We start from the raw sequence: 22,642 nt of genomic DNA, 5'->3' as shown, positions 1-22,642 counted from the left end.
CCTCCGGGGAAGTACCGTGGCCGTTCGGCGAACCGCTGCCGCGGGCTGTCGAAGAGGTCATCGTGTCTCCTTCTTGCCGCCCGGAACCTCGCGGGCGCTCTTCGTGGGTTCGCTTCCCCCCGCTGCGAGGTAGGCCGCCAGATCCTCAATGGAAATCAGGGGGCAGCCCTGCTCAGCTGCGAAGGTCAGGAGCCCGTCCAGGCGCATCATCTCGCCGTCGTCATAAACAACTTCTGCAATTACACCCACCGGCTCGAGGCCGGCCAGGCGGCACAGGTCAACCGCGGCCTCGGTGTGGCCGGGGCGTTCCCGCACACCACCGTCAACTGCACGGAGCGGGAATATATGCCCGGGCCGGGTCAGGGACGCCGGGACGGCGTGGGGGTCCGCCAGGACCCGGGCGGTGAGGGCCCGGTCCGTGGCGGAGATCCCGGTGCTGACACCCAGTGCGGCGTCGCAGGAAACGGTGTAGGCGGTCCCCTTGGCGTCCTCGTTGACCGCCACCATGGGAGGCAGCGCAAGGGCATCCGCCCGGTCGCCGGACAGCGGAACGCAGATGACGCCGGAACTGTGGCGGATGGTCCATCCCATCAGTGCGGGGGTGGCATGCTGCGCCGCGAAGATGATGTCGCCTTCGTTTTCGCGGTCCTCGTTGTCCACCACAAGCACCGGCCTGCCGGCGGCCATGGCCTGCACGGCTGCCTCGATGGAGTCCAGTCCGCGGGCCCCGGGGGCAGGTTCAGCGCCTGTTTGCGGCGCCTCGGGCTCGAGCCGGAGAACGGCGTTCACGGTGCACCTCCATCAAGGACAGCAGACGCTGGTGTGCTGAAGGCAAGCAGGCGTTCGGTGTACTTGGCCAGGACATCCGCCTCAAGGTTGACCCGGCTGCCCGTGGTCTTGGAACCCAGCCCGGTCTCGGCCAGGGTGGTGGGAATCAGGCCGACTTCGAACCAGGGTTTACGCTCGGCTGCGTCGCTGACGGCGGTGACGGTAAGGGAGACGCCGTCGATGGCGATGGAGCCCTTTTCCGCGATGTAGCGGGCCAGGTTGGCTGGCACGCCGAACCGGAGCCGCTCCCAGTTGCCCAGGGCTTCCCGTTCCAGCAGCACGCCGACGCCGTCAACATGGCCCTGCACCACATGCCCGTCCAGCCGGCCGCCCGCGGGAACGCAGCGCTCAAGGTTGACGGAGTCGCCAGGGGCCAGTTCCCCGATGGTGCTGCGGACCATGGTCTCGCCCATCACATCCACACTGAATTCCGTGCCGTTGATTTCGGTGGCCGTAAGGCAGACCCCGTTGACGGCGACCGAGCCGCCCAGGGCGAGCCCTTCAGTGCTGCCGGGCGCGTGCAGCCGGAGGGTGGCGCTGGTTTCCCCGTCCCTCTCGACGGACAGAACGCGCCCTTGTTCGGCAATAATTCCGGTAAACATCAGTGGCCTTCCTGGGCTTGCTCCGCGGTTACGCGGGATGGTTGGGGGTCTAGGGCAACGGTTCGTTGCGGTCTTAGGTGAAGTCTTAGGTCGCGGCCCAGCTTGCGCACGGCACCGCCGTCGGACTCGTCCCATTCCCACTGCTGGGCATCGCCGAGGGTGGTGATTCCAAGGCCGTCCAGGGCGGAGGTGCCGGAGCCGAGCAGGGTGGGCGCCAGGTACACGATGAGTTCATCGACAAGCCCGGCGGCGAGGAAGGCGCTCAGGATGCGCGAGCCTCCTTCCACCATCAGGTGGCGGGTCCCGGACGCATAGAGCAGGGACAACGCCTCGTGGGGGTCGCGGGTGCGCAGGTGCGTGACGCGCCCGTCCGTTCCGCGCACGGCGGCCCCGCCGGGGACGTCCCGCAGCCCCATGACAGCCCGTACCGGCTGGTTCGGCGCCGGTGTTCCCTGCGGGTCGCGGGCGGTGAGCCGGGGGTTGTCCACCAGGACGGTCTGGGTCCCCACCAGGATGGCGTCGATCCGCCCGCGGATTGCGTGGTTGTCCGCCAGGGATTCCGGGCTGGAGATCCACTGGCTGGTGCCGTCCTGGGCAGCGATGCGGCTGTCCAGGGTCTGGGCAATGTGGAGGGTGACGAAGGGCCGCTTTGCCGTCACCGCTTCGAACCACTGCCTGTTCAGGTCCAGTGATTCAGCAGCTCCCAGGCCGCTGCGGACGCGCACGCCGGCGGCACGCAGCGTTGCCGCTCCACCTGCTGCCGGGTCATGCGGGTCGTCCACGGCGTACACCACGTCCGTGATGCCTGCGGCGATGATCGCCTGTGTGCACGGGCCGGTGCGTCCCAGGTGGTCGCAGGGCTCCAGCGTCACCAGCATGGTGCAGCCCGAAAGGTCCAGGCCCGCAGCTGCCGCCTGGGCTATGGCATCGGCCTCCGCGTGCGCGGTGCCGGCACCGCGGTGGAACCCGGTGATGAGGTGGTTGCCGGCAGGATCGACGACGACGGCGCCCACCAGGGGATTCGCCCCGCGCGGGCCCTGCAGGGCTGCTTGCAGTGCGGCCTCCATGGCCCGCGTCTCGCCGGCGCTGAAGGCGGTCACCACACCGTCGGCGGGCTGGAGCGGGTGGTCCGGGTAGAGGGCGGTGGCGCCGCCGGTTCCCGGAAACTGGCTGGCCGCCGTCATGCCGCGACCATCGCCGCGGCTGCGTCCTGCCCTGAAGCGGCGGGACGTTCGGCAGTTAAGAGCCATCGCTGGGGGTTCATGCTGTGTCGTTCCTTCCCTCTCAAACCGCGATGGCTCCGGGGGTATACGACAGCAGAAGGCTGCGGGACCGGGACGGCCCCACAGATACAGCTGTACGTGCTTCTCTCATCCAGACTTTAACTGTCGGTACCGGAATTTCACCGGTTCAACCGTCTGCCGGGCTTTCCTTGCGGAAGGCACCGGCTCGCGGGTCGCGGACTGTCACCGCCGGTTCGGACTTACACCGACCCCGGAGCACGTATGTGTGTTGCTATTGTGCCATAACAGGCGCGGGCTCCCGTCTATTCCGCGGACGCCGCACGTAATGGACGGCTGCCCTGGTCGCGGAGCCGTTCAATGGCTGCGGCGGGATCGTCAGCACCGTAAACAGCGGAGCCGGCAACAAAAACAGTGGCGCCGGCCTCTGCTGCCCGGATGATCGTTTCCTCCGTGATGCCGCCGTCCACCTGGATGGCCACGCCGGCTCCGGACCCGTCGATGGCCGCCCTTGCCCGCCGGATCTTCGGCAGGGTGAGGTCCAGGAAGGCCTGTCCACCGAACCCGGGTTCAACGGTCATGATGAGCAGCATGTCCAGCTCGGAGAGCATGTCCAAATACGGCTCTACAGGGGTGGCGGGCCGAAGCGCCATCCCCGCTTTTGACCCCCTGCTGCGAAGTTCGCGCGCCAGCTTCACCGGGGCAATCGATGCTTCGGCATGGAAGGTGACCGAGGCCAGGCCGGCGTCCGCAAAGCCGGGCGCCCACCGGTCGGCGTCGGCGATCATGAGGTGCGCATCGAGGGGGACGGGGCTGACAGCCTGGATGCGCTGCACCACGGGCAGTCCGATGGTCAGGTTGGGGACAAAGTGGTTGTCCATGACATCCACATGCACGGCGTCAGCTGTGCTGATGCGCTGCAGTTCGGCCTCCAGGTTGACGAAGTCGGCGGAGAGGATGCTCGGGTTGATGCAGCATTGCGTCACGGGGTTGCCTTTCACTGGTCTGTTGTTGCTTGCGCCTAGGCCTTTTTATGGATGAGTGCCAGGAACATGGCGTCCGTGCCATGGATGTGCGGCCAGAGCTGCGCCGTGGACTCGTAGCCCGCGTCCAGCTTCCCCGGAAGGCTGACGGCGTCCAGCGCTGCCCCGGCGTCCAGGAGCTCCAGGTCCTCACGCTTGCGGAGGGCGTCGGCAACCACGGCCGTCGTCTCCGCCGGATGCGGGGAACACGTCACGTAGGCCACCACTCCCCCGGGCCGCACGGCTGCCAGGGCCGAAGCCAGGAGCTCGCGCTGCAGCGGGCCAAGGTCCGCCAGGTCCTTGGGCGACCGGCGCCAGCGGGATTCGGGCCGGCGCCGCAAGGCACCCAGCCCGCTGCAGGGAACGTCCACCAGGACGCGGTCAAACGAGCCGGGCTTTTCGGTGCCGAGCTCGCGGCCGTCGCCGGTCCTGACCTGCCAGGTTTCCCGCGGGACGGCGGAGAGGGCCTGGCTCACCAGCTTGGCCCGGTGCGGCGCGGGCTCATTGGCCAGGAGCGTGGCGCCCCGTTGCTTCGCCAGTGCGCCGAGCAGGGCGGCCTTTCCGCCGGGGCCGGCGCAGAGGTCCAGCCACGCCTCGGCTTTTCCATAGCCAGGTCCGCCTGCCGGCCCGCCAAGATCGACCGATGCCATGGCCCTAGCCACCAGCTGCGAGCCAACGTCCTGGACGCGGGTGGTTCCTTCCCGGACAGAGGAGAACCGTCCCAGGTCTCCGCCGCTGGAAAGCGCGGAGCCCTCAACGAGTTCGCCCGGAGCAGCGCCGTGCTCCAGTGCCTCGTCCAGGTTGCCAAGGCCGGGGAGGGCTACCAGGTTGACCACGGGAGCTGCGTTGTCCGCCTCCAGCAGGTCCTGGATTTCGTCGGCGGAGCGCCCGTGTGCAACCAGGGACTGGCGCATGGCACGGACGATCCATTCGGGGTGGGCGTAGCGGAGCGCCGCAATCTTTGTCTGGTCCGTTTCCCCCGCCACGAGCACATCCAGCCACTCGTCCAGCGGGTGCGCGGCCACTTTGCGCAGCACGGCGTTGATAAGGGCGGACGGGCCTGCTCCGATCACGGCGCGCGCCAGGCCGACGGTCTGGTCCAGGGCCGCGTGGGCCGGTACGCGCATGGCCAGCAGCTGGTGCGCCCCGATGCGCAGGGCGTCCAGGATGGCAGGATCCAGCTGGTCCAGCGGGCGGTCCACGCAGCGGGCCAGGATGGCGTCGTAGGTGCCCTGGCCGCGCAGGGCACCGTACGTCAGTTCGGTGGCGAATCCGGCGTCGCGCTTGTCCAGCCCGTGGTGGCGGATCCGCGCCGGCAGGACAAGGTTGGCGTAGGCGTCCTCGGCCGCCACGGCCCGCAGGACTTCGAAGGCGACCAGCCGGGCGGGATCGGCACGGCGGGTGCGCTGGGAGGGGGCGTTGTCCGTGAAGTTCCGCTGCGGTCCGCGGTTGCGTTCACGGCCCTGGGCGTTTCGACGGCTGTTGTCGCGGGGTCCGCCTTTGCCCCGGCCCTGCCCGGTGCTGTCTTTCCCGGTGTTGCCTCTGCCTGTGTTGCCCTGACCGCCGCTGCCGCGCCCGCCTGGATTGCCGCCGGACCCGCTCATTCGAACACCACGCTTTCAAGGGAAGCCATGCCGCGTGCCCAATCAGCAGCGGCCATCATCTTTTTGCCCGCAGGCTGGATCCGGGTCAGTTCCACGGCATGGGAGCCCGTGCCCACCAGAACGTTCCTGCCGTGGAGCGACAGTGCCCCCGGCGCAAGATGGGTGACATCGGGCCGCAGCCTGACAGGTTCCAGCTTGACCCGCTGTCCGTGCAGGACCGTCCATGCCCCCGGTTCCGGGGTGACGCCGCGCGCCTGCCGGCCAATGGCAAGCGCGGGATGGTTCCAGTTGATGTGGCCGTCCTCAAGGGTCAGCTTGGGTGCCAGGGAAACCTCACCTGCCTGCGGTTGCGGCGCCGCTTTGCCGGCCTCAATGGCGGACAGCGTCTGGGCCAGGAGGACCGCCCCGCTGCGGGAGAGCCTTTCCAGGAGTTCGCCAGCGGTGTCCTCCGGGCCCACGGATTCGGTCAGGGTGCCGAAGACAGGACCGGTATCCAGCCCCTCTTCCAGCAGGAACGTCACGGCCCCGGTGACGTCGTCCCCGGCCATCACGGCACGCTGCACGGGTGCGGCTCCGCGCCAGGCCGGCAGGAGGGAGAAGTGCAGGTTGACCCAGCCGTACCGGGGAACGGCCAGGGCTGCGGGCGGAACCAGCCCGCCGTAGGCCACGATGGCGGCCACATCCGGGTTTACCCCGGAAATCCTGGCCGTCGCCTCGGCGTCCACGCGCGCTGCGCGGATGACCTCGATGCCGAGCTCGGCGGCGCGCGCGGCCACGGGCGACGGCGTCAGGACACGCTTGCGGCCCACGGGGGCGTCGGGACGGGTCAGCACGGCGACGACGTCGAACCCTGCGTCCACCAGCGCATCAAGGGACGGGACGGCGACTGCGGGGGTTCCCGCAAACAGGACCCTCACCCGGCGTTACCGGCCGCTCCGGCACCGAAACTTGACCCGGGCGTGGAGCCGCCGAAACTGGACCCGACCGTTTTGGCCCGTTTGGCTGCCGTCCGCTCGGTAACAGAGCCGTAGTTGGCGTTCCGGATTGACCGCAGGGCGGCCTTGCGGTCCTCCCCCTCCAGGCGGTCGGTGTAAAGGATGCCGTCCAGGTGGTCGTTCTCATGCTGGAAGCACCGTGCCAGCATCCCTTCACCTTCCACCGTGACGGGGTTTCCGTGCATGTCCACGCCGGTCACGCGGGTGGAGCGGAAACGCCGCACGGGAAAACCGAGGCCGGGGATGGACAGGCAGCCCTCCACCTGGTCCTCCTGGTAGTCACCGCTGTTTTCCAGGACGGGGTTGATGATGTGGCCTTCCACGCCGCCAATCCGGTAGGTAAAGACGCGCTGGCTGATGCCGACCTGGGGCGCGGCCAGCCCTGCGCCGTCCACGTCCTCCATGGTTTCGGTCATGTCCGCCACCAGCTTGGCCAGCTCCGGCCCGAAATCCGTCACGGGATCGGCCACTGTGCGCAACACAGGATCGCCGATGATGCGGATATTCAGGATAGCCATGCGCAGTAATTCCTTACAGTTGGCGGTAAAGGGGACCTGTCCAGTTTAGGCGCAGTCATCTGGTCCGCAGACATACCAAATACAGACGGAGCGCTAGGCAGTGCGCACCTGGGCCAGCGGCGGTGGTGCGATGGGAAGCAGCGCGGCACCGGCGCTGATGGTATCCGCGTTGAGCTCCCACACCCGCCGCAGGGCACAGAACTTCCACCAGTGGTGCTTGAGGACGTCGGGGTTGGCCCGCACGGGACGGACTTCGGTTTCGCCGATAGCCACCGCCAGCAGGACGGGGTCCTCACCGTATTTCCACGGTTCCCAGGTGCCGGCCTCGGGATCAACCAGGCTCTCTTCCGCCTTCATCCCGGCGACGAGCTGCATCACCACCTTGTCATCGAGCGGTTTAACCAGTCCGTCCCGGGTGGTGCCTTTGGTTTTGTAGTCGATGAGGCAAACGCGGCCGTTGATGCGGGCCACCAGGTCCAGGGTTCCCGCATACCCCACCGCGTTGTTCCACACGGTGATTTCCGGCGCGATGGGTTCCACCCGGAACAGCTCCCACCACTCGTCAAAGCGCACTGCGAAGGCTTCCTCCCCGTTGGCGGCCAGGGCCTCGCGGGCTTCCTTCATGGCGTGCGGGCGCCCCAGGGCGCGGAGGGCCACCTGCTCGCAGTAGTTGTGCACGCGGTCCCCTCGCCTGGCGGCGTCGTCCCGATAGGTCTCGGCTGCCTTGGCAGCGCGGCTGACAGCCTGGCGGATTTTGGCGGGGCTTCCCAGGCAGTCCGCCAGCAGCGGATCTTTTGCCAGGCTGCTGGCGCCCATATACCCGAACCAGCCATCCAGCCCATGCGGCTGCTGGCTGATAACAGTGGTGATGGACGGAACCGAAAACTGCTCCGACGTTGAGCGGGCGTACATCCGGCCGTATTCGGTGGCGTGGGCGAGGAGTGGAGCTGTCATGGAAAAAACTCTTTCACAGGGGGCCGACAAAATCTGCAGGCAAGAATCCGCGCACAAAAAAGGTCCGCTTCCGCTGCGAGCGGAAACGGACCTTTGTGCGGTGGGCGATACTGGGTTCGAACCAGTGACCTCTTCGGTGTGAACGAAGCGCGCTACCACTGCGCCAATCGCCCTGGTGCACTTGAATGCTAGCCGACGCCGCACCCAATTCAAAAATCGGCGCCCGCACAGCCATCCATGACAGCCAGCAGCAAGCGGGCGCGTCCCGCGAACCTGCCGGACGCGGCACACAGGTCACACACCCGTCGTCGTGAATTACACGGCTGTAAGTAGGCGGAAACCGCGCCATTGCTGGGAAGGGCGGACACAAAGGGTGATTGGGGCGCCGGCGATTTGGAGAATCCTTGAACCTCCTATATTGTTTTTACTCGTTGGAACGCGAGGAAATGCCGGGAACGGCAGGGAATCAGGCTCCAAAATGCGGACGTAGCTCAGCTGGTAGAGCACCACCTTGCCAAGGTGGATGTCGCGAGTTCGAATCTCGTCGTCCGCTCGCAGGACACTGTCACAGCAAAAGTTCTTCGGAATCGACGCTTACACGGTGGGTTGGCCGAGAGGCGAGGCAGCGGCCTGCAAAGCCGTATACACGGGTTCGAATCCCGTACCCACCTCGGTGAAAACCATGGTTTCCGGATAATCTCCGGATGGACATGGGCGATTGGCGCAGCGGTAGCGCGCTTCCCTGACACGGAAGAGGTCACTGGTTCGATCCCAGTATCGCCCACCAAGCAAGGAAACTTGCTTCAGGTAGTTCGCCCGGCCCCGGCCGGAACGCACTCCACATTTGCGGACGTAGCTCAGCTGGTAGAGCACCACCTTGCCAAGGTGGATGTCGCGAGTTCGAATCTCGTCGTCCGCTCTCTTGTTTTTACAATCCCATAAGCCGGTCGTCCGGTTCCGGGCGATTGGCGCAGCGGTAGCGCGCTTCCCTGACACGGAAGAGGTCACTGGTTCGATCCCAGTATCGCCCACATCCAGCAGCTCCCCCGGGAGCTGCTTTTTTCTTGCCCGGGCACCCCTCCCCCATGCACCACCACCCATCGGTTCCCACACCGCGGCAGCCACAGCAGACAGGGCGGGCCCGTTGTCGGAGCGGCATCCGCTGCGGGCGAACGCCCGGAACCTCCGATTTCCTTGGCAGGCCTTCCCTGCGGCGCTAGGATCGAATGCGGAGGAGCGACCTGGCTCCGCGATTGAAGGGAGGTGCTCGTGGGACTGATTGACGATCTAAAGGGCAAGGCTCAGGGTCTCATCCGCGGCAACGAGCAGGCCATCAAGAACGGCATCAACAAGGCCGGTGATTTTGTGGACACCAAGACCGGAGGCAAGTACTCGGGCCACGTCAACAAAGTCCAGGATGGCGCTTCCAAGCTCATTGACAAGAACGGAACCCCGGGACAGGCACCTGCCGCCGAGCAGGTTCCGCCGGTAACTCCCGTCAACCCGGTTCCGCCGGCTGACAGGACTCCGTAACAGGATTTGGCCAGGGTCTTGCCCTAGCACGTCAAGGGGGTGCAGGTCCCGCCGGGAGGCGGCACCTGCACCTTTGGCGTTTAACCGGCACGTCCCAGGCCGATGGCGGGCTGGCGAGCGAGGGCCGGTAACCTGCCCGTATGGCGAAATCCCCCGCATACACCACGGCACACCACCCACCCGGACAGTCCCGGTTCGACTCCCGGCCCATTGTGGCGGGCATTGTCACTGCCCTGGTGGGCTTCACGTCGTCCTTCGCCGTGGTGCTGGCCGGGCTCAGGGCAGTGGGCGCCAGCCCTGCGCAGGCGGCGTCCGGACTGCTGGCGCTGACCGTGGCCGTAGGCCTCGGGGTGCTTTGGCTTGCCTGGCGTTCCAAAGTGCCGGTGACACTTGCGTGGTCCACGCCCGGCGCTGCCCTGCTGGCAACGTCCGGAGCGGTCGACGGCGGGTGGCCGGCCGCCGTCGGGGCCTTCCTTGCCACCGGGGTACTGATAGCCATGACGGGTCTGGTGCCTGCCCTGGGCCGGCTGATGGCAAGGATCCCGGCAACCCTTGCCCAGGCTATGCTTGCCGGCGTCCTGCTGCAGCTTTGCCTTGCTCCGTTCAAGGCGCTGGGGACTGTTCCGCTGTTCATTGCGCCGGTCATCCTGTGTTGGCTGCTGATGATGAAGCTGGCGCCCCGCTGGTCCGTGCCGGCAGCCCTGCTGGTGGCCCTGGCCGCGATCGGCCTGTCACTGGCCGCAGGCGGCACCTCCTTGGGTGACGGGGAAATCCTTCCGGGCCTGGCCTGGACCGCGCCGGCCTTCACCCTGCAGGCGATGGCGGGTATTGCGCTTCCCCTGTTTGTGGTGACGATGGCGTCGCAGAACGTTCCCGGTGTGGCTGTCCTGCGGTCCTTCGGCTACGACACCCCGTGGCGCCCCGCCATGCTGGTGACCGGCGCGGGCACCGCGACGGCAGCAGGGTTCGGAGCCCATGCCATTAACCTCGCCGCGCTCAGCGCCGCCCTGGCAGCCGGTGAGGAGGCAGGCCCGGACCGGCACCGCAGGTGGGTGGCAGGCTTCACCTCGGGATTTGCCTACCTTGTGCTGGCTGCGTTCTCCGCTGCGCTGGTGACGCTGGTGACGGCCGCGCCGGCAGGCCTGCTTGAGGCAGTGGCCGGCCTTGCACTCCTGGGAACACTTGCTGGTGCCGTTTCAGCGGCGCTGGCCGATCCGGAGGACAGGATAGCCCCGACCGTCACCTTCCTCATGGCGGCCTCGGGCCTTGCTTTCGCCGGGATCGGCTCGGCGTTTTGGGCCCTCGCCGCCGGACTGGCGGTTCGCCTGGTCCTGAAGCCGCGCAGTCCCGGAGCAATAGGCTAACCGGGCAGAACCGCCGCTAGGAGGGTTCGTGGTTCTGGCCTTCACGGGCCAGTGCGGTGAGCCGGGAGACGGCGCGGAAGTACTTCTTCATGTAGCCGCCCGTCATCATTTCCTCCGTGAACAGCTGGTCGAACGGAACACCGCTGGCGAGGATGGGGACATCCTTGTCATAGAGCCGGTCAGCAAGCACAACGAACCTCAGCGCCACCGCCTGCTCAGTGATGGTGTGGACGTTGCGCCACACCACGCCGTCAATGCCGTCAATCAGCTGGCGGTAGCGGCTGGGGTGCACGCCTGCAAGGTGGTGGATCAGCGTGCTGAATTCGTCCTGGGCCACCGTCTTCCCGTCGAATTCGGCTTTCATGTGCGAGGACAGTTCACTGTTCTTCAGCGGTGCCGGCGCTGCAGGCAGCCCGCGGTGCCGGAAGTCTTCCCCGTCGATCCGCAGGACGTCGAACTGGTCCGCGAGGACCTGGATTTCGCGCTGGAAATCCACCGCTGCGAACCGGCCGTCGCCCAGCGAACCGGGCAGGGTGTTGGAGGTGGCCGCAAGTTTCACCCCGGCGTCTGCCAGTTCCCGCATCAGCCGGGACATGAGGACGGTGTCGCCCGGATCGTCGAGCTCGAACTCATCGATGCAAACAAGCTTGTAGCCGCTGAGCGCGTCCACCGTCTTGCGGAAGGACAGGGCCCCCACCAGGTTGGTGTACTCCACGAAGGTACCGAAGGCCTTAGGGCCGGGCGAGGCGTGCCACAGCGAGGCCAGGAGGTGGGTCTTGCCAACGCCGAAACCGCCGTCGAGGTAGATGCCTGCGCGGGACTCATCCTTCTTCGCGAAGAACTTCTTGAACAGTCCACCCCCGCCCGCGGCGCCAACGCCGTCGGCAAACCCCTCGAGTGCCCTGACAGCTGCAGACTGGCTGGGCTGCTTGGGATCGGGGCGGTAGCTGGAAAACGAAACCTGGCCGAACCGCGGCGATGGATAGAAACCTTTGAGGAGCTCATCCACCGAAACTGCCGGAGTGCGGGCGGCAAGCTGTTCGATCTGTACCAAGGGGGTCCGTTCTGCTGGTGGTTGGTCCCCAGAAAGGATACCGGCAATGCGGCCCCACAACTCCCCGACTTACCGCCGCCATATGCTGTGTCCCAGACTCTTTGCCGGCCCCGCGTGATGAAGGCAACATTTCGTCCTGTTAACGGAATACGGACACCGGCCGGGGTGCTGGCTAGTGTGGAAGCAGGTCCCAATGCCGGCGCCGCCAAGGTCCAGCAGGCTGTCCGTGTCCTCAATGAAAGGCCAAGATCATGCCCTACCCCGTTGAACAGAACGAGAAGTTCGCTGCCTACGCCCACCCGGAGCGGCTGGTCTCCACCGGGTGGCTCGCTGCCGCTATCGAAAGCGGCGCCGTCGCCAACGGCGAGCTGGTGGTGGTGGAGTCCGATGAAGACGTCCTTCTCTACGAAACCGGCCACATCCCCGGGGCCGTGAAGATCGACTGGCACACGGACCTGAACGACGACGTCACCCGCGACTACGTGGACGGAGCCGCGTTCGCCGAACTGGCGGCGTCGAAGGGCATCTCCCGTGACAGCACAGTGGTCATTTACGGGGACAAGTCCAACTGGTGGGCTGCCTACGCCCTGTGGGTTTTCGAGCTTTTCGGCCACCAGGACGTGCGCCTGCTGGACGGCGGCCGGGACAAGTGGATTGCCGAAGGACGTGAACTCACCAGGGAAAAGCCGGCTCCGGCCAGGGGCGACTACCCCCTCGTCGAACGCAATGACGCTCCCATCCGTGCCTTCAAGGAAGACGTCCTTGCCCATCTTGGGAAGCCGCTCATCGATGTCCGCTCCCCCGAGGAATACACGGGCCAGCGCACGCACATGCCGGCCTACCCGGAAGAGGGCGCCCTGCGCGGGGGCCACATTCCCACCGCTGCCTCCATCCCGTGGGCCCGCGCCGCAGCTGCTGACGGAACCTACCGCAGCCGCGAGGAACTGGAGGCCCTCTACCTCGGCGAAGCCGGGCTGGCCGAAGGCGACGACGTCGTGGCTTACTGCCGCATTGGCGAGCGTTCCAGCCACACCTGGTTTGCCCTCAAGTACCTCCTGGGCTTTGAATCCGTCCGCAACTACGACGGCTCCTGGACCGAATGGGGCAACGCCGTGCGGGTACCGATCGTCAAGGGTGCGGAACGCGGGTCCGTTCCTGTTGCAGTTGGAGCCTGACGCGGCCCGTTCCTCAGGGATTGCGTAGACTTGGACCGATGACTACTCAAGCTTTGCCTTCCGCCCTGGCGGCCATTGTGGACGATTTCCAGGCCGTGTCCGAACCCGAGCGGCTGCAGCTGCTGCTGGAATTCTCGGAGGGCCTTCCGGAGCTGCCGGACCGGCTCAAGGACCACCCCGAACTGCTGGAGCAGGTGGTGGAGTGCCAGTCGCCGCTCTTCCTCACCATCGAGACGGAAAAAGATGGCGGCGCGGCCGGTACCGTACGTCTGTTCTTCAAGGCTCCCGCCGAGGCCCCGACAACACGCGGGTTCGCCGGGGTGCTGCACGAGGGCCTCGACGGGCTGACCGCCGAAGAGATCCTCTCTGTACCGGACGATATGCCCGAACTCCTGGGCCTCACGCGGGCCATCACGCCGCTCCGCATGCGCGGCATGACGGCCATGCTGGGACGGATCAAGCGCAAGGTCGCTGCCGCTTCCGGCGTGCGGTCCTAGCTGCTGCCGGGACCAGCACCATGGCCCGCAGGAACGCTTCACAGGGAACCCCGGCAACCGCGGCACTGGCCGCGGCCGGGGTTCCTTTTGTGCTGCACCCCTACACGCACGATCCCGCCGCGGCCAGCTACGGTGCCGAGGCGGCCGAGGCCCTCGGGATCGATCCCGCAAGGGTCTTCAAGACGTTGATGGTTGAGGTGGAGGGCCGGCTGGCGGTGGGCATCGTCCCGGTCAGCGGAACCCTGGACCTGAAGGCGTTCGCCCACGCACTGGGGGCCAAGAAAGCGGCAATGGCGGATCCGGCCGCGGCCCAGCGGCGCACCGGCTACGTGCTGGGCGGCATCTCCCCGCTCGGCCAGCGGCTGCCCTCCCCCACGGTGCTGGACTCAAGCGCCGTGAGCCTGCAGACCCTGCTGGTCTCCGGCGGAAAGCGCGGCCTGGACATAGAACTGGCGCCGGCTGACCTGATCCGCCTCACCCAGGCCGTCACGGCACCCATCGGCTCGTTGTCCGCCGCGTAGAGTCCGCAGCCCATATATCTTCTGGCCTGTTGCGGCGCTACAATCGGTGCACCGTTTCAGCCCCAGGAATGTCACTTCTCCCATCGCCCGCAACACGCCATCGCTGGCGTGCTTTCAAGGCACACAAGATCCGTCAGGGCGCACCTACCTGTAGCAGGATCAGCCCGCCCGGCTGACGCAAGTCACTGGTCGGTCCAGCCGTTAGTCGGCCCAGCCCAACGCAGGGCCGCTGTTAAATGGACAAACGTCATGCTAAAAACCCTGCTTTGCAAGATCAATCTGGGGCACCACTGGGTGGCGGAAGCGGACCGCGACGGTAACTTCACGCGCCACTGCGTGAAGTGCGGAAAAGTTGATCGGCACGCCGGGTGGTCAGAACATCTTTCGGACCGCGACCGTCCCACCCATTCCAACTTCGCGGATCCCATTACCCGTTCGGACGGTCCGGGCTTCAACTAAGGTGCTTCGCAGCAGGGGGGCTTCCCGCCACGTGTCAAGGCCTGACAGCAGAACTTGACCCCGGGTCAGGGGCTGACCGGGTTCAAGGCGCCCGGATTCAGCCTGGGTGCCAGCTGCTGCCGCAGCCACGCCTTGACCAGGCTCTCCCACCGCTCCGGATCCACATTCCATTCCTTGGTGTGACGTGCCTGGTGGAACGGCTCGAAGGTCACCATCTCCGGATTGCGCTCGGCGAGCAGCGCGGAGGGCCGGTAGGGCACGTATTCGTCATCGACGCTGTGCACCACCAGCGTGGGCGTGCGGAGTTCGACGGCCCGCGACACCCAGTCCATCGCCTTCAGGTCAACCGGGGCGGACAATCCGGTGAGGCGCCGTCCCAGCGGATGCCCCAGCATCAGCTGGCCATACCGGCCCACAAGGGACGGAATCCTGTTCAGCTGCGCATGATGGGCCAGGACATTCACCCAGTCGGTGACGGGCGCATCGAGCACCATCGCCCGGATGAGGTGTCGGTAGCGGGAAAGGTCGGCCGCCTGCAGGCAGATGGCACCTCCCATGGACCACCCGAACAGCACAACCTCTTCCGCACCGTTGGCCAGCGCGTACTCGATTGCTGCCTCGACGTCACGCCACTCCGTCGACCCCAGGCCGTAACGGCCGTCGTCTGCGGAGGGCGCAAGGCCGTCGTTGCGGTAGGAAACCAGGAGGCTGGTAAGCCCCAGTTCCAGCGCCGGGCCTACCGCACGCAGCGCCTCCTGCCGCGTGGCTCCCCGTCCATGCACCATCACCGCCCAGGTCCGGGCCGTTCCGCCGGCGCGGACGAGCCACGCGGGCGCCTGCCCCCGGTCAACGTCGATCATCACTTCCTCGTGCGGGATTCCGACGGCGGAAGGGTCCGGGTGGACAGCCCCGCTCCACCAGCCGCGGCGGGCCTTTGAGAGGTCACCGGCGTAGACCGCTTCGACCTCCCGCAGGACAGTCCGTTCGGCGGGCGAGTAGGAAACGATGCGGCCGATCCGCGCGTGTCCTTTGCCGCCGTCGAAAAAGAACCCGTAGACACCGTCCACGGTGGTGTCGTCCGTGGCGGCAAAAATTGCCTGCTGCCGCTGGCCGTCCCTGATGAGCGCGAGCATTTCCTGGTCTGCCGCCCGCTGCCGTGCCGGCGTGATAACCCGCCGCGCGAAGTACACGGCGAGCGCAGATGACCCTGTTGCCAGCAGCCCCGCGAGGCCGCCTCCGCCGATCGCTCCGCCGATTGCCCATTTGGCGCGCAGCGACATCCCCCCGGAGTCGGGGGTGCTCTGAACGGGGGCGGGGCGGGTTCGCTGGAAAGATGCCATGAAACTATTCTTACCGGCCCGGCACCGATGCCCGCATTCCGCCGCGTGCGGCGGCTGCCTGCCGGCCCCCGGGACGGGCGTGGCGGCCACTGCGCAGGGCAGCGCTGCAGGACTAGGCTAGGGCCATGAGTGAACCCATCGTCATCCTGACCGAAGAACCCCTGGGGGCGGACGACCGCCTGAACATCGAACGCCTCGTGGACGGCTCGGATACCCGCCTGGTTGTCCTGGTGCCGGCGAACACCGAGCGGCACCTGCTGGTGGATTTCCTCGAGAACCTTTCGCTGCTGGACATAGCCAAAGCCTTCCGGGAGTTGACCTCCCACGCCCCGGATCCCACCCAGGAACGTGCCAAGGCAGCCGAGACCCTGTCCGTATCCCTGGCGGCCCTGGAAGGACTGGGTTCAGGCCTCACAGGGGAAGTGGTGGACGGCGGGGCCGTCAGCGGACTGGTCTCGAAGGTACGCGAGACCGGCGCTGCGCAGGCGGTGGTGATTACCCGGCCGCATGCCGTGGCGGACACCTTCCATACGGACTGGGCCAACAAGGCACAGGACCAACTGGGCATACCGGTGCTTCACCTGTACGCGGGCTCGGGATTTATTGGCGACTCGTGAGCGTTGGGAAAGCTATGAGCATTTTCGGAAACAGCATCTTCGGACATAAGGCCCCAGATACGGCCGCGCCTGCCCCTGAGGCGGCATCCGCCGGTTCCGCCCCGGGCGGCAAGGGCGTTGAAAAGAGCGATGCCCAATGGCGTGAGGAACTCACTCCGGAGGAATACCGCGTGCTCCGCCAGGCCGGGACCGAGCGTCCTTACACCGGTGAATACTGGGACACCCACACGGCAGGCGTCTACCAGTGCCGCGCCTGTGGGACAGAGCTCTTCACCAGCAACGAAAAGTTCGATTCCCATTGCGGCTGGCCGTCCTTCTGGGCACCGCTTGCGGAAGGGAACGTCCGCTACATCCACGACCGCACCATGGGGATGGACCGGGTGGAGGTCCGGTGCGCAGCCTGTGATTCGCATTTGGGCCATGTCTTTGAGGGTGAGGGTTTCGGAACCCCCAGGGACCAGCGCTACTGCATCAACTCCATCTCCATCCGGCTGGTCCCGCAAGAGGATGCGGAGGTCAGCGGAACGGAGCCGGAGAAGTAATGCCCCAGCTGGCAGCCTCCTCCGGCAGCAATCTGCGCATCCGAGCCTAACGCTTTCTTAGGCTTATCCCCTTTCTGCATTAGCCCTACTGGTTGCTTGCTACGCTCGGCAATAGGTAGCAAGCAACCAGAAAGGCAGCCGACGATGACCGAAACCCTGACCAACGCCGTCACCGGGATTTCCGCGGAGAACCAGGACTGGAAGCGGCTCAAGGCCGCAGCCACCGCCCTCCAGGCCCTGCAGGCCCAGGACGGCTCCATCCCCGACGCCGCGCACCATTCCGAGGCAGCTGCCAAGGTGGAAGACATCGTCACCGCCGTCCGCGCCCTCGCCCCCGCCTTCCCGCATGACGCCACATACCTGGACGCTGTTTGCACGGACTTTTCCAGCTGGGCGCGCTCCGGGTTTGCCATCCCTGACTTCGTGTCCTCCCTCCTGGCCTTCCAGCCCCAGGAGCAGCGGCGGAACGGCCTCCAGCACCTGGTGGTCTTCCCCATGTACACGCAGAACGGCAGCAGCAGCCGCCTCGTGGAGGCAGTCCTGATCGAGGTGATCTGGCCCGAGTTCATCGCCGGCCTCGAGGCGGGCGATTACTCGAACAAGCTGTTCGTTCCCATCCGCTTCGTGGACTTCACAGCCGGTTATGACACCAACTCCGCTGTACTGTTCCCTGAGACCGTCGCGGTCAGCAAGACCCCCACCTTCACTTGGGGAGCCATCTTCGCGGACCGGGAGGCGGCCAGGTTCCGCCGCGTCCTCAAAGCCGCAGCCGAGACCACCAGCCTGGAACTGCCCGACGGCGCGGCGGAAATGCTCGCCGACCAGGACCTGACCGAGGCCACCTTCGTCATGTGGGACCTGATCCACGACCGGACCCACATGCGTGGCGACCTGCCTTTTGATCCGTTCATGATCAAGCAGCGGATGCCCTTCTTCCTGTACTCGCTCGAGGAACTGCGCTGCGACCTGACTGCTTTCCGCGAGTCCGTACGGATCGAAAATGACGAGGACGCCGACCCTGAGTCTCGGCGCCACGCCAAACTGGTGCAGTACGCCATCATCTTCGACCGCATCTTCCGGTTCGCGATCACCGGCAGCCGGGTACGGAACTACGACGGACTGGGCGGCCAGCTCCTGTTCGCCTGGCTGCACCAGCAGCGGGTCCTGCACTGGACGGACACCCGGCTCACCATCGACTGGGACGAGGTAGCCAACGCCGTCATCGCGCTCGGCGCGAACATCGACGAACTGTACTGGCGCTCCATAGACCGGCCGAAGACCGCCCATTGGCTGGCCGCGTACCAGCTGATCTCCGCGACCGTCACTCCCCACCCGGCCTCCGTCTGGGCCAAGGGGCCGGAGGCACTGCCGCTGGCCGGTCCGCCCCGCGGCCTTACGGACCAGGTGCTTGACGACGAATTCCCGCTGTCCATGTTCTACGAAGCGCTGGAGAAGAAGATGCGCCCTGTCATCGAGTCCACTGCCGGGATCACCGGAGCCTCCGCCCTGTGACGGAAGCACCGGGTACAGCACCACAGCGGCTGAACGTTCTTGTTGCCGGCGGCAGCGGAGCGTCCGGCATCGCCGTGGCCCGCGCGCTCCGGGAAGCAGGCCACCGCGTCTTCACCGTGGGGTCGGACCGGGCCAGGATCAGCGCGGCGGCGGAACAGGCGGGCGACGGCGTTGCCCCCTTTGTGTGCGACCTCGCCCAAATGGAAGAGGTCCGGCAGCTGCGCGCCGAGGTCTCCGCTGCCGCCGGACCAATGGACGCGGTCATCCACCTGGTGGGCGGCTGGCGCGGCGCACGCGGCATCACGGACCAGACGGACGAGGACTGGAACTTCCTTGAACGGGGAGCAATCACAACGCTCCGCAACGTTTCGCGCGTTTTTTACGACGACGTCGCCGCCTCCCCGAACGGCCGCTTCGCCCTGGTGTCCTCCACCGCCGTCAGCAAGCCCTCGGCGGCAGGAGCCAGCTATGCCGCAGCGAAGGCCGCCGCTGAAGCCTGGACCATGGCCGTGGCGGACGGCTTCCGCCGTGATTCCGGGAACGGCGGCGGCGCGGCAGCCGCCGTCGTCCTGGTGGTCAAGGCCCTGGTTGACGAGGGGCTGCGCCGCAGCCATCCAGGACGGACTTTCCCGGGGGCAACGGACGTCGGGGACCTGGCGCGCGCCGTCGTCGGCCTCTTCGAAACCCCCGCCGTTGAACTGAACGGCAGCCGGCTGCTGCTGGCGCCCTGACTTACCGGCGCCCGACTTTACTTAGACTGAAAGCGTGAGCAAAGCGATGACAACAACTGCTGAAACCGCCGCCGGGGTCCGCCTCCACGATCCGAACGTGCGGGGGTTCGCCTCGGACAACTATTCCGGGGTGCACCCGGAAGTCCTCGCGGCACTGGCAGCCGCGAACGGCGGCCACCAGGTCTCCTACGGCGAGGACGAATACACCGCCAGGCTGCAGGAGCTGATGGAGGAACACTTCGGGCCCGGCATTGAGTGCTTCCCGGTCTTCAACGGCACGGGTGCCAACGTCCTTTCGCTGCAGTCGCTGCTCCCCCGGTGGGGTGCGGTGGTCTGCGCATCCACGGCCCATATCAACATGGATGAGAACGGTGCCCCGGAGCGCGTCGGCGGCATCAAGCTGCTGCACGTCCCGACGCCGGACGGCAAGCTGACCCCCGAACTCATCGACCGGGAGGCCTGGGGCTGGGGCGACGAGCACCGCGCCCAGCCGCTCGCCGTCTCCATCACCCAGACGACCGAACTTGGCACGTGCTACACGCCTGAGGAAGTCCGCGCCATCGCCGACCACATCCACGCCAGGGGCATGAAGCTCCACATGGACGGCGCCCGGCTGGCCAACGCCGCAGCCCACCTCCAGGTTCCGCTGCGCGCCTTCACCCGCGACGCCGGCGTAGACATCCTGTCCTTCGGCGGGACCAAGAACGGCCTGCTCTTCGGTGAAGTGGTGGTGGCGCTGAACCCGGAAGCCGCCCACGGGCTCGTGTACCTGCGCAAGATGAACATGCAGCTGGCGTCCAAGATGCGGTTTATGTCCGCCCAGTTCATCGCGCTCCTGGAGGGCGATCTGTGGCTGCGCTCCGCCGCCCACGCCAACGCCATGGCCGCACGGCTCCGCGCCGCCGTCGACACCATCGACGGCGTCCAGCCCACCCAGAAGACCGAGTCCAACGGCGTGTTCGCCATCCTGCCCGACGGCGTGGCGGACCGGCTGCGCGCGTCCTTCCGCTTCTACGACTGGAATGAAGCCGCCGGGGAAGTCCGGTGGATGTGTTCCTTTGATACCACCGAAGAGGACGTGGATTCCTTTGCTGACGCCATCCGCCGGGAACTCCAGCAGCGTGCCGGCTGACGCTGCCGGCTCCCCGGGCAAGGGACCGGCGGCGAGCCTACCCGCCCTGCCCGGCACAGTTGCGTAACCTGCGAAGGTGAACGCACTTGACCAGGTTCCCCCGGAGTTTCTCCACGCCTTGGGAACCCTCAGGAAAGCCCAGTGCCGCCGGGAGCTCCGCCTGGCGGAGATTCCCGCGCCTGCCCGGCTGGCACCCTTTGCCGTGGCCTTGGGCGCCGAGGTTTATGCTCCCGGCGCCGGCACGCCCGGAACGCCCCTTCACGGCCCGGCCGCCATGGCATTGGCTGCCGCCTCGGGAACGGAAGACGACGGCGGCACGGAACTGGCAACCGGCCGGTTCATCCTCCTGCATGATCCGGAGGGATCGGAGGTCTGGGGCGGGGAGTTCCGCATCGTCACCTATATCCGCGCGGAACTGGAGCCCGAGATGGGCAACGACGAGATGCTCGGAACCGTCGCCTGGACCTGGCTCGTGGAGGCACTGGAAAACCACAAGGCGCCGTACCGGGCTGCAGGCGGCACCGCCACCCGTGTCCTCTCCGAAAGCTTCGGCACCCTCTCGGAGCGGCCGGGATCCATCGACATTGAACTCCGTGCGTCCTGGACACCTGCCAGCTCCGATGTCCGGGCCCACCTCGAGGCGTGGTCCGACATGGTCTGCACGTTCGCCGGCCTGCCACCGCTTCCTGACGGCGTTACGCCGCTGACACACCGGCGGCGGAACTGAGGTCCCTGGCCGGTGGCGTCCAGACGGCGCGCGGCGCACAGGGCGGCGCTGCGGGACCGTACGCACGCCCGCACGCAGGCGTGGACCGGCCGGCCGGTAAACTGAAGGCATCATGACCCCTAACATTCCGGATAACACCACGGCCGGCGTCCCGGCTGCTGATACCGCACCCCACATCACGGTGGAAGGCTTTGACAGCCCCGTCCCCGAAATCGTTGAACTCGCCTCGCCCCGGGACGGCGTTCCGCTGGTGATCGAAACGCAGTCCGGCCTGGAGCGCTGCGCCGCGGCCATAGCCGCAGGAACAGGGCCCGCGGGGGTTGACGCTGAGCGGGCTTCCGGCTTCCGCTACGGGCAGCGGGCTTTCCTTGTCCAGATCCGGCGTGAAGGCGCCGGAACCTGGCTGATCGACCCCGAACCCTTCGGCAACCTGGACATCATCAACGACGCCCTCCGCGGCGTCGAGTGGATCCTGCATGCCGCCAGCCAGGACCTGCCCTGCCTCTCCGAGCTGGGCATGTGGCCGGACAGGCTCTTTGACACCGAACTCGCGGCACGGCTCGCCGGGCTCCCCCGGGTGGGACTCGCGGCCGTCATCGAACAACTGCTGGGCTTCGGTCTCGCCAAGGAGCATTCCGCCGCCGACTGGTCCACCCGTCCCCTGCCGGAACCCTGGCTGAGGTACGCCGCGCTGGACGTTGAGGTCCTGACGGAGCTGCGGGAGGAGCTGATCGAACTCCTGGAGGCTGACGGCAAGCTGGAGTACGCCGAGCAGGAATTCGCGGCGATCCTGGCCGCGGGGCTGCCGCCGGCCCGCGTCGACCCATGGCGGAAGACCTCCGGGCTCCACCAGATCCGGGACCGCCGGCAGCTCGCTGCCGTCCGCGAGCTGTGGCTGGAGCGCGACTCCCTGGCGCAGAAACGGGATGTTGCTCCCGGCAGGCTGATCCCGGACTCTGCGCTGGTGGCTGCAGCCAAGGCGATGCCGTCCACGGTGCCGCAGCTTTTGGGAACCAAGGGCTTCCACGGCCGGGCTGCCCAGCGGGAGGCTCCCCGCTGGCTGCGGTGCATAGCCGCAGCCCGCGACCTCGAGGAGCTCCCGCCGCTGCACCTGCCCACCAATGCCCCGCCCCCGCCGAGGGTCTGGGCCGACCGCGATCCGGCGGCAGCTGCCCGGCTGGCCACCGCCCGGCCGCTGCTGCAGGCCAGGGCCGAGGAGCTGAACCTGCCGCTGGAGAACCTGCTGACCCCTGACTACCTGCGCCGGGTGGCCTGGCGCCCACCGGCCGATGTCAGCAACGACGCGATTGCCGCGGAACTCCGCGCCCTGGGCGCGCGGGACTGGCAGGTGGAACTGGCCGCACCCCTTATTTCCGCGGCTTTCCTGAACCCCCAGCCACTGCCTGCCAAGGAACCAAAAGCGGACGCAGCTCCAGCCGGACAGTAGCTCCCGCCGGCGGCCACGGGCTCCCGAACCGGGTCCCCAAACGCTCTCTCGACTGATGCGTGAATATTGGCAACGCTCGCTCACTTTCCTGAAGAGAGTGAGAGAGCGCCAGCCAAAAAGGCGCATTAAAGGGGCTCTTCGCAGTTGAGGGTGTAGTCGAGGGTCGGCGGCTGGTTCGTGGATAGACGTCGAGGTCTTCCAGGATGGAAGTTCTCACACTGCCCATC

At 67.0% G+C, this 22,642-nt stretch carries 23 protein-coding genes, 6 tRNA genes and 1 riboswitch; of the genes, 18 read left to right on the top strand and 11 right to left on the bottom strand.

What is annotated here, in order from left to right:
* Positions 1–57: 57 nt before the first annotated feature.
* From ribB to ACIQF4_RS03515, 9 genes are all read right to left on the bottom strand, one after another.
* On the bottom strand, positions 58–789 hold the full coding sequence (ribB, locus tag ACIQF4_RS03555) for a 3,4-dihydroxy-2-butanone-4-phosphate synthase (protein WP_400515748.1): 732 nt from the start codon (positions 787–789) through the stop codon (positions 58–60).
* Positions 786–1,430, bottom strand: a complete 645-nt coding sequence (locus ACIQF4_RS03550; RefSeq protein ID WP_400515750.1) for a riboflavin synthase — start codon at positions 1,428–1,430, stop codon at positions 786–788. The genes ribB and ACIQF4_RS03550 overlap by 4 nt, the downstream gene beginning before the upstream one ends.
* The gene (ribD, locus tag ACIQF4_RS03545; protein ID WP_400515780.1) at positions 1,430–2,497 is read right to left on the bottom strand and encodes a bifunctional diaminohydroxyphosphoribosylaminopyrimidine deaminase/5-amino-6-(5-phosphoribosylamino)uracil reductase RibD; all 1,068 of its coding nucleotides are present in this window, start codon (positions 2,495–2,497) and stop codon (positions 1,430–1,432) included. Before ribD ends, ACIQF4_RS03550 begins: the two co-directional genes overlap by 1 nt.
* 290 nt (positions 2,498–2,787) lie before the next feature.
* A riboswitch (FMN riboswitch) is annotated at positions 2,788–2,937 on the bottom strand.
* A 39-nt stretch (positions 2,938–2,976) separates the two neighbouring features.
* Positions 2,977–3,657, bottom strand: coding sequence for a ribulose-phosphate 3-epimerase (gene rpe, locus ACIQF4_RS03540; RefSeq protein WP_400515781.1), 681 nt, complete (start codon positions 3,655–3,657; stop codon positions 2,977–2,979).
* Positions 3,658–3,692: 35 nt separating this feature from the next.
* The gene (locus ACIQF4_RS03535) at positions 3,693–5,297 is read right to left on the bottom strand and encodes an RsmB/NOP family class I SAM-dependent RNA methyltransferase (protein ID WP_400515752.1); all 1,605 of its coding nucleotides are present in this window, start codon (positions 5,295–5,297) and stop codon (positions 3,693–3,695) included.
* Positions 5,294–6,214 (bottom strand): methionyl-tRNA formyltransferase, encoded by a 921-nt coding sequence (gene fmt, locus ACIQF4_RS03530; RefSeq protein WP_400515754.1) that lies wholly within the window; start codon positions 6,212–6,214, stop codon positions 5,294–5,296. The genes ACIQF4_RS03535 and fmt overlap by 4 nt, the downstream gene beginning before the upstream one ends.
* On the bottom strand, positions 6,211–6,810 hold the full coding sequence (def, locus tag ACIQF4_RS03525) for a peptide deformylase (protein WP_350002275.1): 600 nt from the start codon (positions 6,808–6,810) through the stop codon (positions 6,211–6,213). Before def ends, fmt begins: the two co-directional genes overlap by 4 nt.
* A gap of 93 nt (positions 6,811–6,903) precedes the next feature.
* On the bottom strand, positions 6,904–7,764 hold the full coding sequence (locus tag ACIQF4_RS03520) for a cytochrome (protein WP_350002274.1): 861 nt from the start codon (positions 7,762–7,764) through the stop codon (positions 6,904–6,906).
* 101 nt (positions 7,765–7,865) lie between these two features.
* Positions 7,866–7,937 (bottom strand) — tRNA-Val (locus tag ACIQF4_RS03515).
* Positions 7,938–8,244: 307 nt separating this feature from the next.
* Here ACIQF4_RS03515 and ACIQF4_RS03510 point away from each other — a divergent pair.
* The 7 genes from ACIQF4_RS03510 to ACIQF4_RS03480 all read left to right on the top strand — a co-directional run bounded on the left by ACIQF4_RS03510 (position 8,245) and on the right by ACIQF4_RS03480 (position 10,661).
* Positions 8,245–8,317, top strand: a tRNA-Gly gene (locus ACIQF4_RS03510).
* A gap of 47 nt (positions 8,318–8,364) precedes the next feature.
* Positions 8,365–8,435 (top strand) — tRNA-Cys (locus ACIQF4_RS03505).
* Between the two features lie 41 nt (positions 8,436–8,476).
* Positions 8,477–8,551, top strand: a tRNA-Val gene (locus ACIQF4_RS03500).
* A 59-nt stretch (positions 8,552–8,610) separates the two neighbouring features.
* Positions 8,611–8,683 (top strand) — tRNA-Gly (locus ACIQF4_RS03495).
* A 40-nt stretch (positions 8,684–8,723) separates the two neighbouring features.
* Positions 8,724–8,795 (top strand) — tRNA-Val (locus tag ACIQF4_RS03490).
* Between the two features lie 238 nt (positions 8,796–9,033).
* Positions 9,034–9,297 (top strand): antitoxin, encoded by a 264-nt coding sequence (locus tag ACIQF4_RS03485; protein WP_174179273.1) that lies wholly within the window; start codon positions 9,034–9,036, stop codon positions 9,295–9,297.
* Between the two features lie 140 nt (positions 9,298–9,437).
* A complete protein-coding gene (locus tag ACIQF4_RS03480; RefSeq protein WP_400515756.1) occupies positions 9,438–10,661 on the top strand; it encodes a benzoate/H(+) symporter BenE family transporter in 1,224 nt (407 codons plus the stop codon).
* A 16-nt stretch (positions 10,662–10,677) separates the two neighbouring features.
* On the opposite strand, the gene zapE is transcribed toward ACIQF4_RS03480, so the two are convergent.
* Complete coding sequence (zapE, locus tag ACIQF4_RS03475) at positions 10,678–11,715, bottom strand: cell division protein ZapE (protein WP_400515758.1); 1,038 nt, start codon at positions 11,713–11,715, stop codon at positions 10,678–10,680.
* A 251-nt stretch (positions 11,716–11,966) separates the two neighbouring features.
* Between zapE and ACIQF4_RS03470 the strand changes: the two genes are divergently transcribed.
* The 4 genes from ACIQF4_RS03470 to ACIQF4_RS03455 all read left to right on the top strand — a co-directional run bounded on the left by ACIQF4_RS03470 (position 11,967) and on the right by ACIQF4_RS03455 (position 14,367).
* The gene (locus ACIQF4_RS03470) at positions 11,967–12,890 is read left to right on the top strand and encodes a sulfurtransferase (protein WP_400515760.1); all 924 of its coding nucleotides are present in this window, start codon (positions 11,967–11,969) and stop codon (positions 12,888–12,890) included.
* A gap of 38 nt (positions 12,891–12,928) precedes the next feature.
* On the top strand, positions 12,929–13,387 hold the full coding sequence (locus tag ACIQF4_RS03465) for a SufE family protein (protein WP_400515761.1): 459 nt from the start codon (positions 12,929–12,931) through the stop codon (positions 13,385–13,387).
* 20 nt (positions 13,388–13,407) lie between these two features.
* Positions 13,408–13,908: a Cys-tRNA(Pro) deacylase gene (ybaK, locus tag ACIQF4_RS03460; protein WP_400515763.1), complete on the top strand. Its 501-nt coding sequence runs from the start codon at positions 13,408–13,410 to the stop codon at positions 13,906–13,908.
* Positions 13,909–14,157: 249 nt separating this feature from the next.
* Positions 14,158–14,367, top strand: a complete 210-nt coding sequence (locus tag ACIQF4_RS03455; protein WP_400515765.1) for a hypothetical protein — start codon at positions 14,158–14,160, stop codon at positions 14,365–14,367.
* A gap of 65 nt (positions 14,368–14,432) precedes the next feature.
* Here ACIQF4_RS03455 and ACIQF4_RS03450 read toward each other — a convergent pair whose 3' ends face one another.
* Entirely contained in the window at positions 14,433–15,707 is a 1,275-nt protein-coding gene (locus tag ACIQF4_RS03450) for an alpha/beta hydrolase family protein (protein WP_400515767.1), read from the bottom strand.
* 125 nt (positions 15,708–15,832) lie between these two features.
* On the opposite strand from ACIQF4_RS03450, the gene ACIQF4_RS03445 reads away from it, so the two are divergent.
* The 7 genes from ACIQF4_RS03445 (at position 15,833) to ACIQF4_RS03415 (ending at position 22,415) form a co-directional block, all read left to right on the top strand.
* On the top strand, positions 15,833–16,324 hold the full coding sequence (locus ACIQF4_RS03445; RefSeq protein ID WP_231455004.1) for a hypothetical protein: 492 nt from the start codon (positions 15,833–15,835) through the stop codon (positions 16,322–16,324).
* Positions 16,325–16,338: 14 nt separating this feature from the next.
* Positions 16,339–16,866 (top strand): peptide-methionine (R)-S-oxide reductase MsrB, encoded by a 528-nt coding sequence (msrB, locus tag ACIQF4_RS03440; RefSeq protein ID WP_400515768.1) that lies wholly within the window; start codon positions 16,339–16,341, stop codon positions 16,864–16,866.
* Positions 16,867–17,010: 144 nt separating this feature from the next.
* Positions 17,011–18,378 (top strand): DUF6421 family protein, encoded by a 1,368-nt coding sequence (locus tag ACIQF4_RS03435; RefSeq protein ID WP_400515769.1) that lies wholly within the window; start codon positions 17,011–17,013, stop codon positions 18,376–18,378.
* Positions 18,375–19,109, top strand: coding sequence for an SDR family NAD(P)-dependent oxidoreductase (locus ACIQF4_RS03430; RefSeq protein ID WP_400515770.1), 735 nt, complete (start codon positions 18,375–18,377; stop codon positions 19,107–19,109). The genes ACIQF4_RS03435 and ACIQF4_RS03430 overlap by 4 nt, the downstream gene beginning before the upstream one ends.
* 46 nt (positions 19,110–19,155) lie before the next feature.
* A complete protein-coding gene (locus ACIQF4_RS03425) occupies positions 19,156–20,241 on the top strand; it encodes a threonine aldolase family protein (protein WP_400515782.1) in 1,086 nt (361 codons plus the stop codon).
* Between the two features lie 76 nt (positions 20,242–20,317).
* The gene (locus ACIQF4_RS03420; RefSeq protein ID WP_400515771.1) at positions 20,318–20,968 is read left to right on the top strand and encodes a DUF3000 domain-containing protein; all 651 of its coding nucleotides are present in this window, start codon (positions 20,318–20,320) and stop codon (positions 20,966–20,968) included.
* A gap of 112 nt (positions 20,969–21,080) precedes the next feature.
* A complete protein-coding gene (locus tag ACIQF4_RS03415; protein WP_400515772.1) occupies positions 21,081–22,415 on the top strand; it encodes an HRDC domain-containing protein in 1,335 nt (444 codons plus the stop codon).
* Positions 22,416–22,642 lie beyond the last annotated feature (227 nt).

Origin of the sequence: Pseudarthrobacter sp. NPDC092202, from assembly GCF_044755505.1 — a bacterium.
Classification (GTDB): Bacteria; Actinomycetota; Actinomycetes; order Actinomycetales; family Micrococcaceae; genus Arthrobacter.
This window is presented reverse-complemented; position numbering and strand designations above follow the sequence as displayed.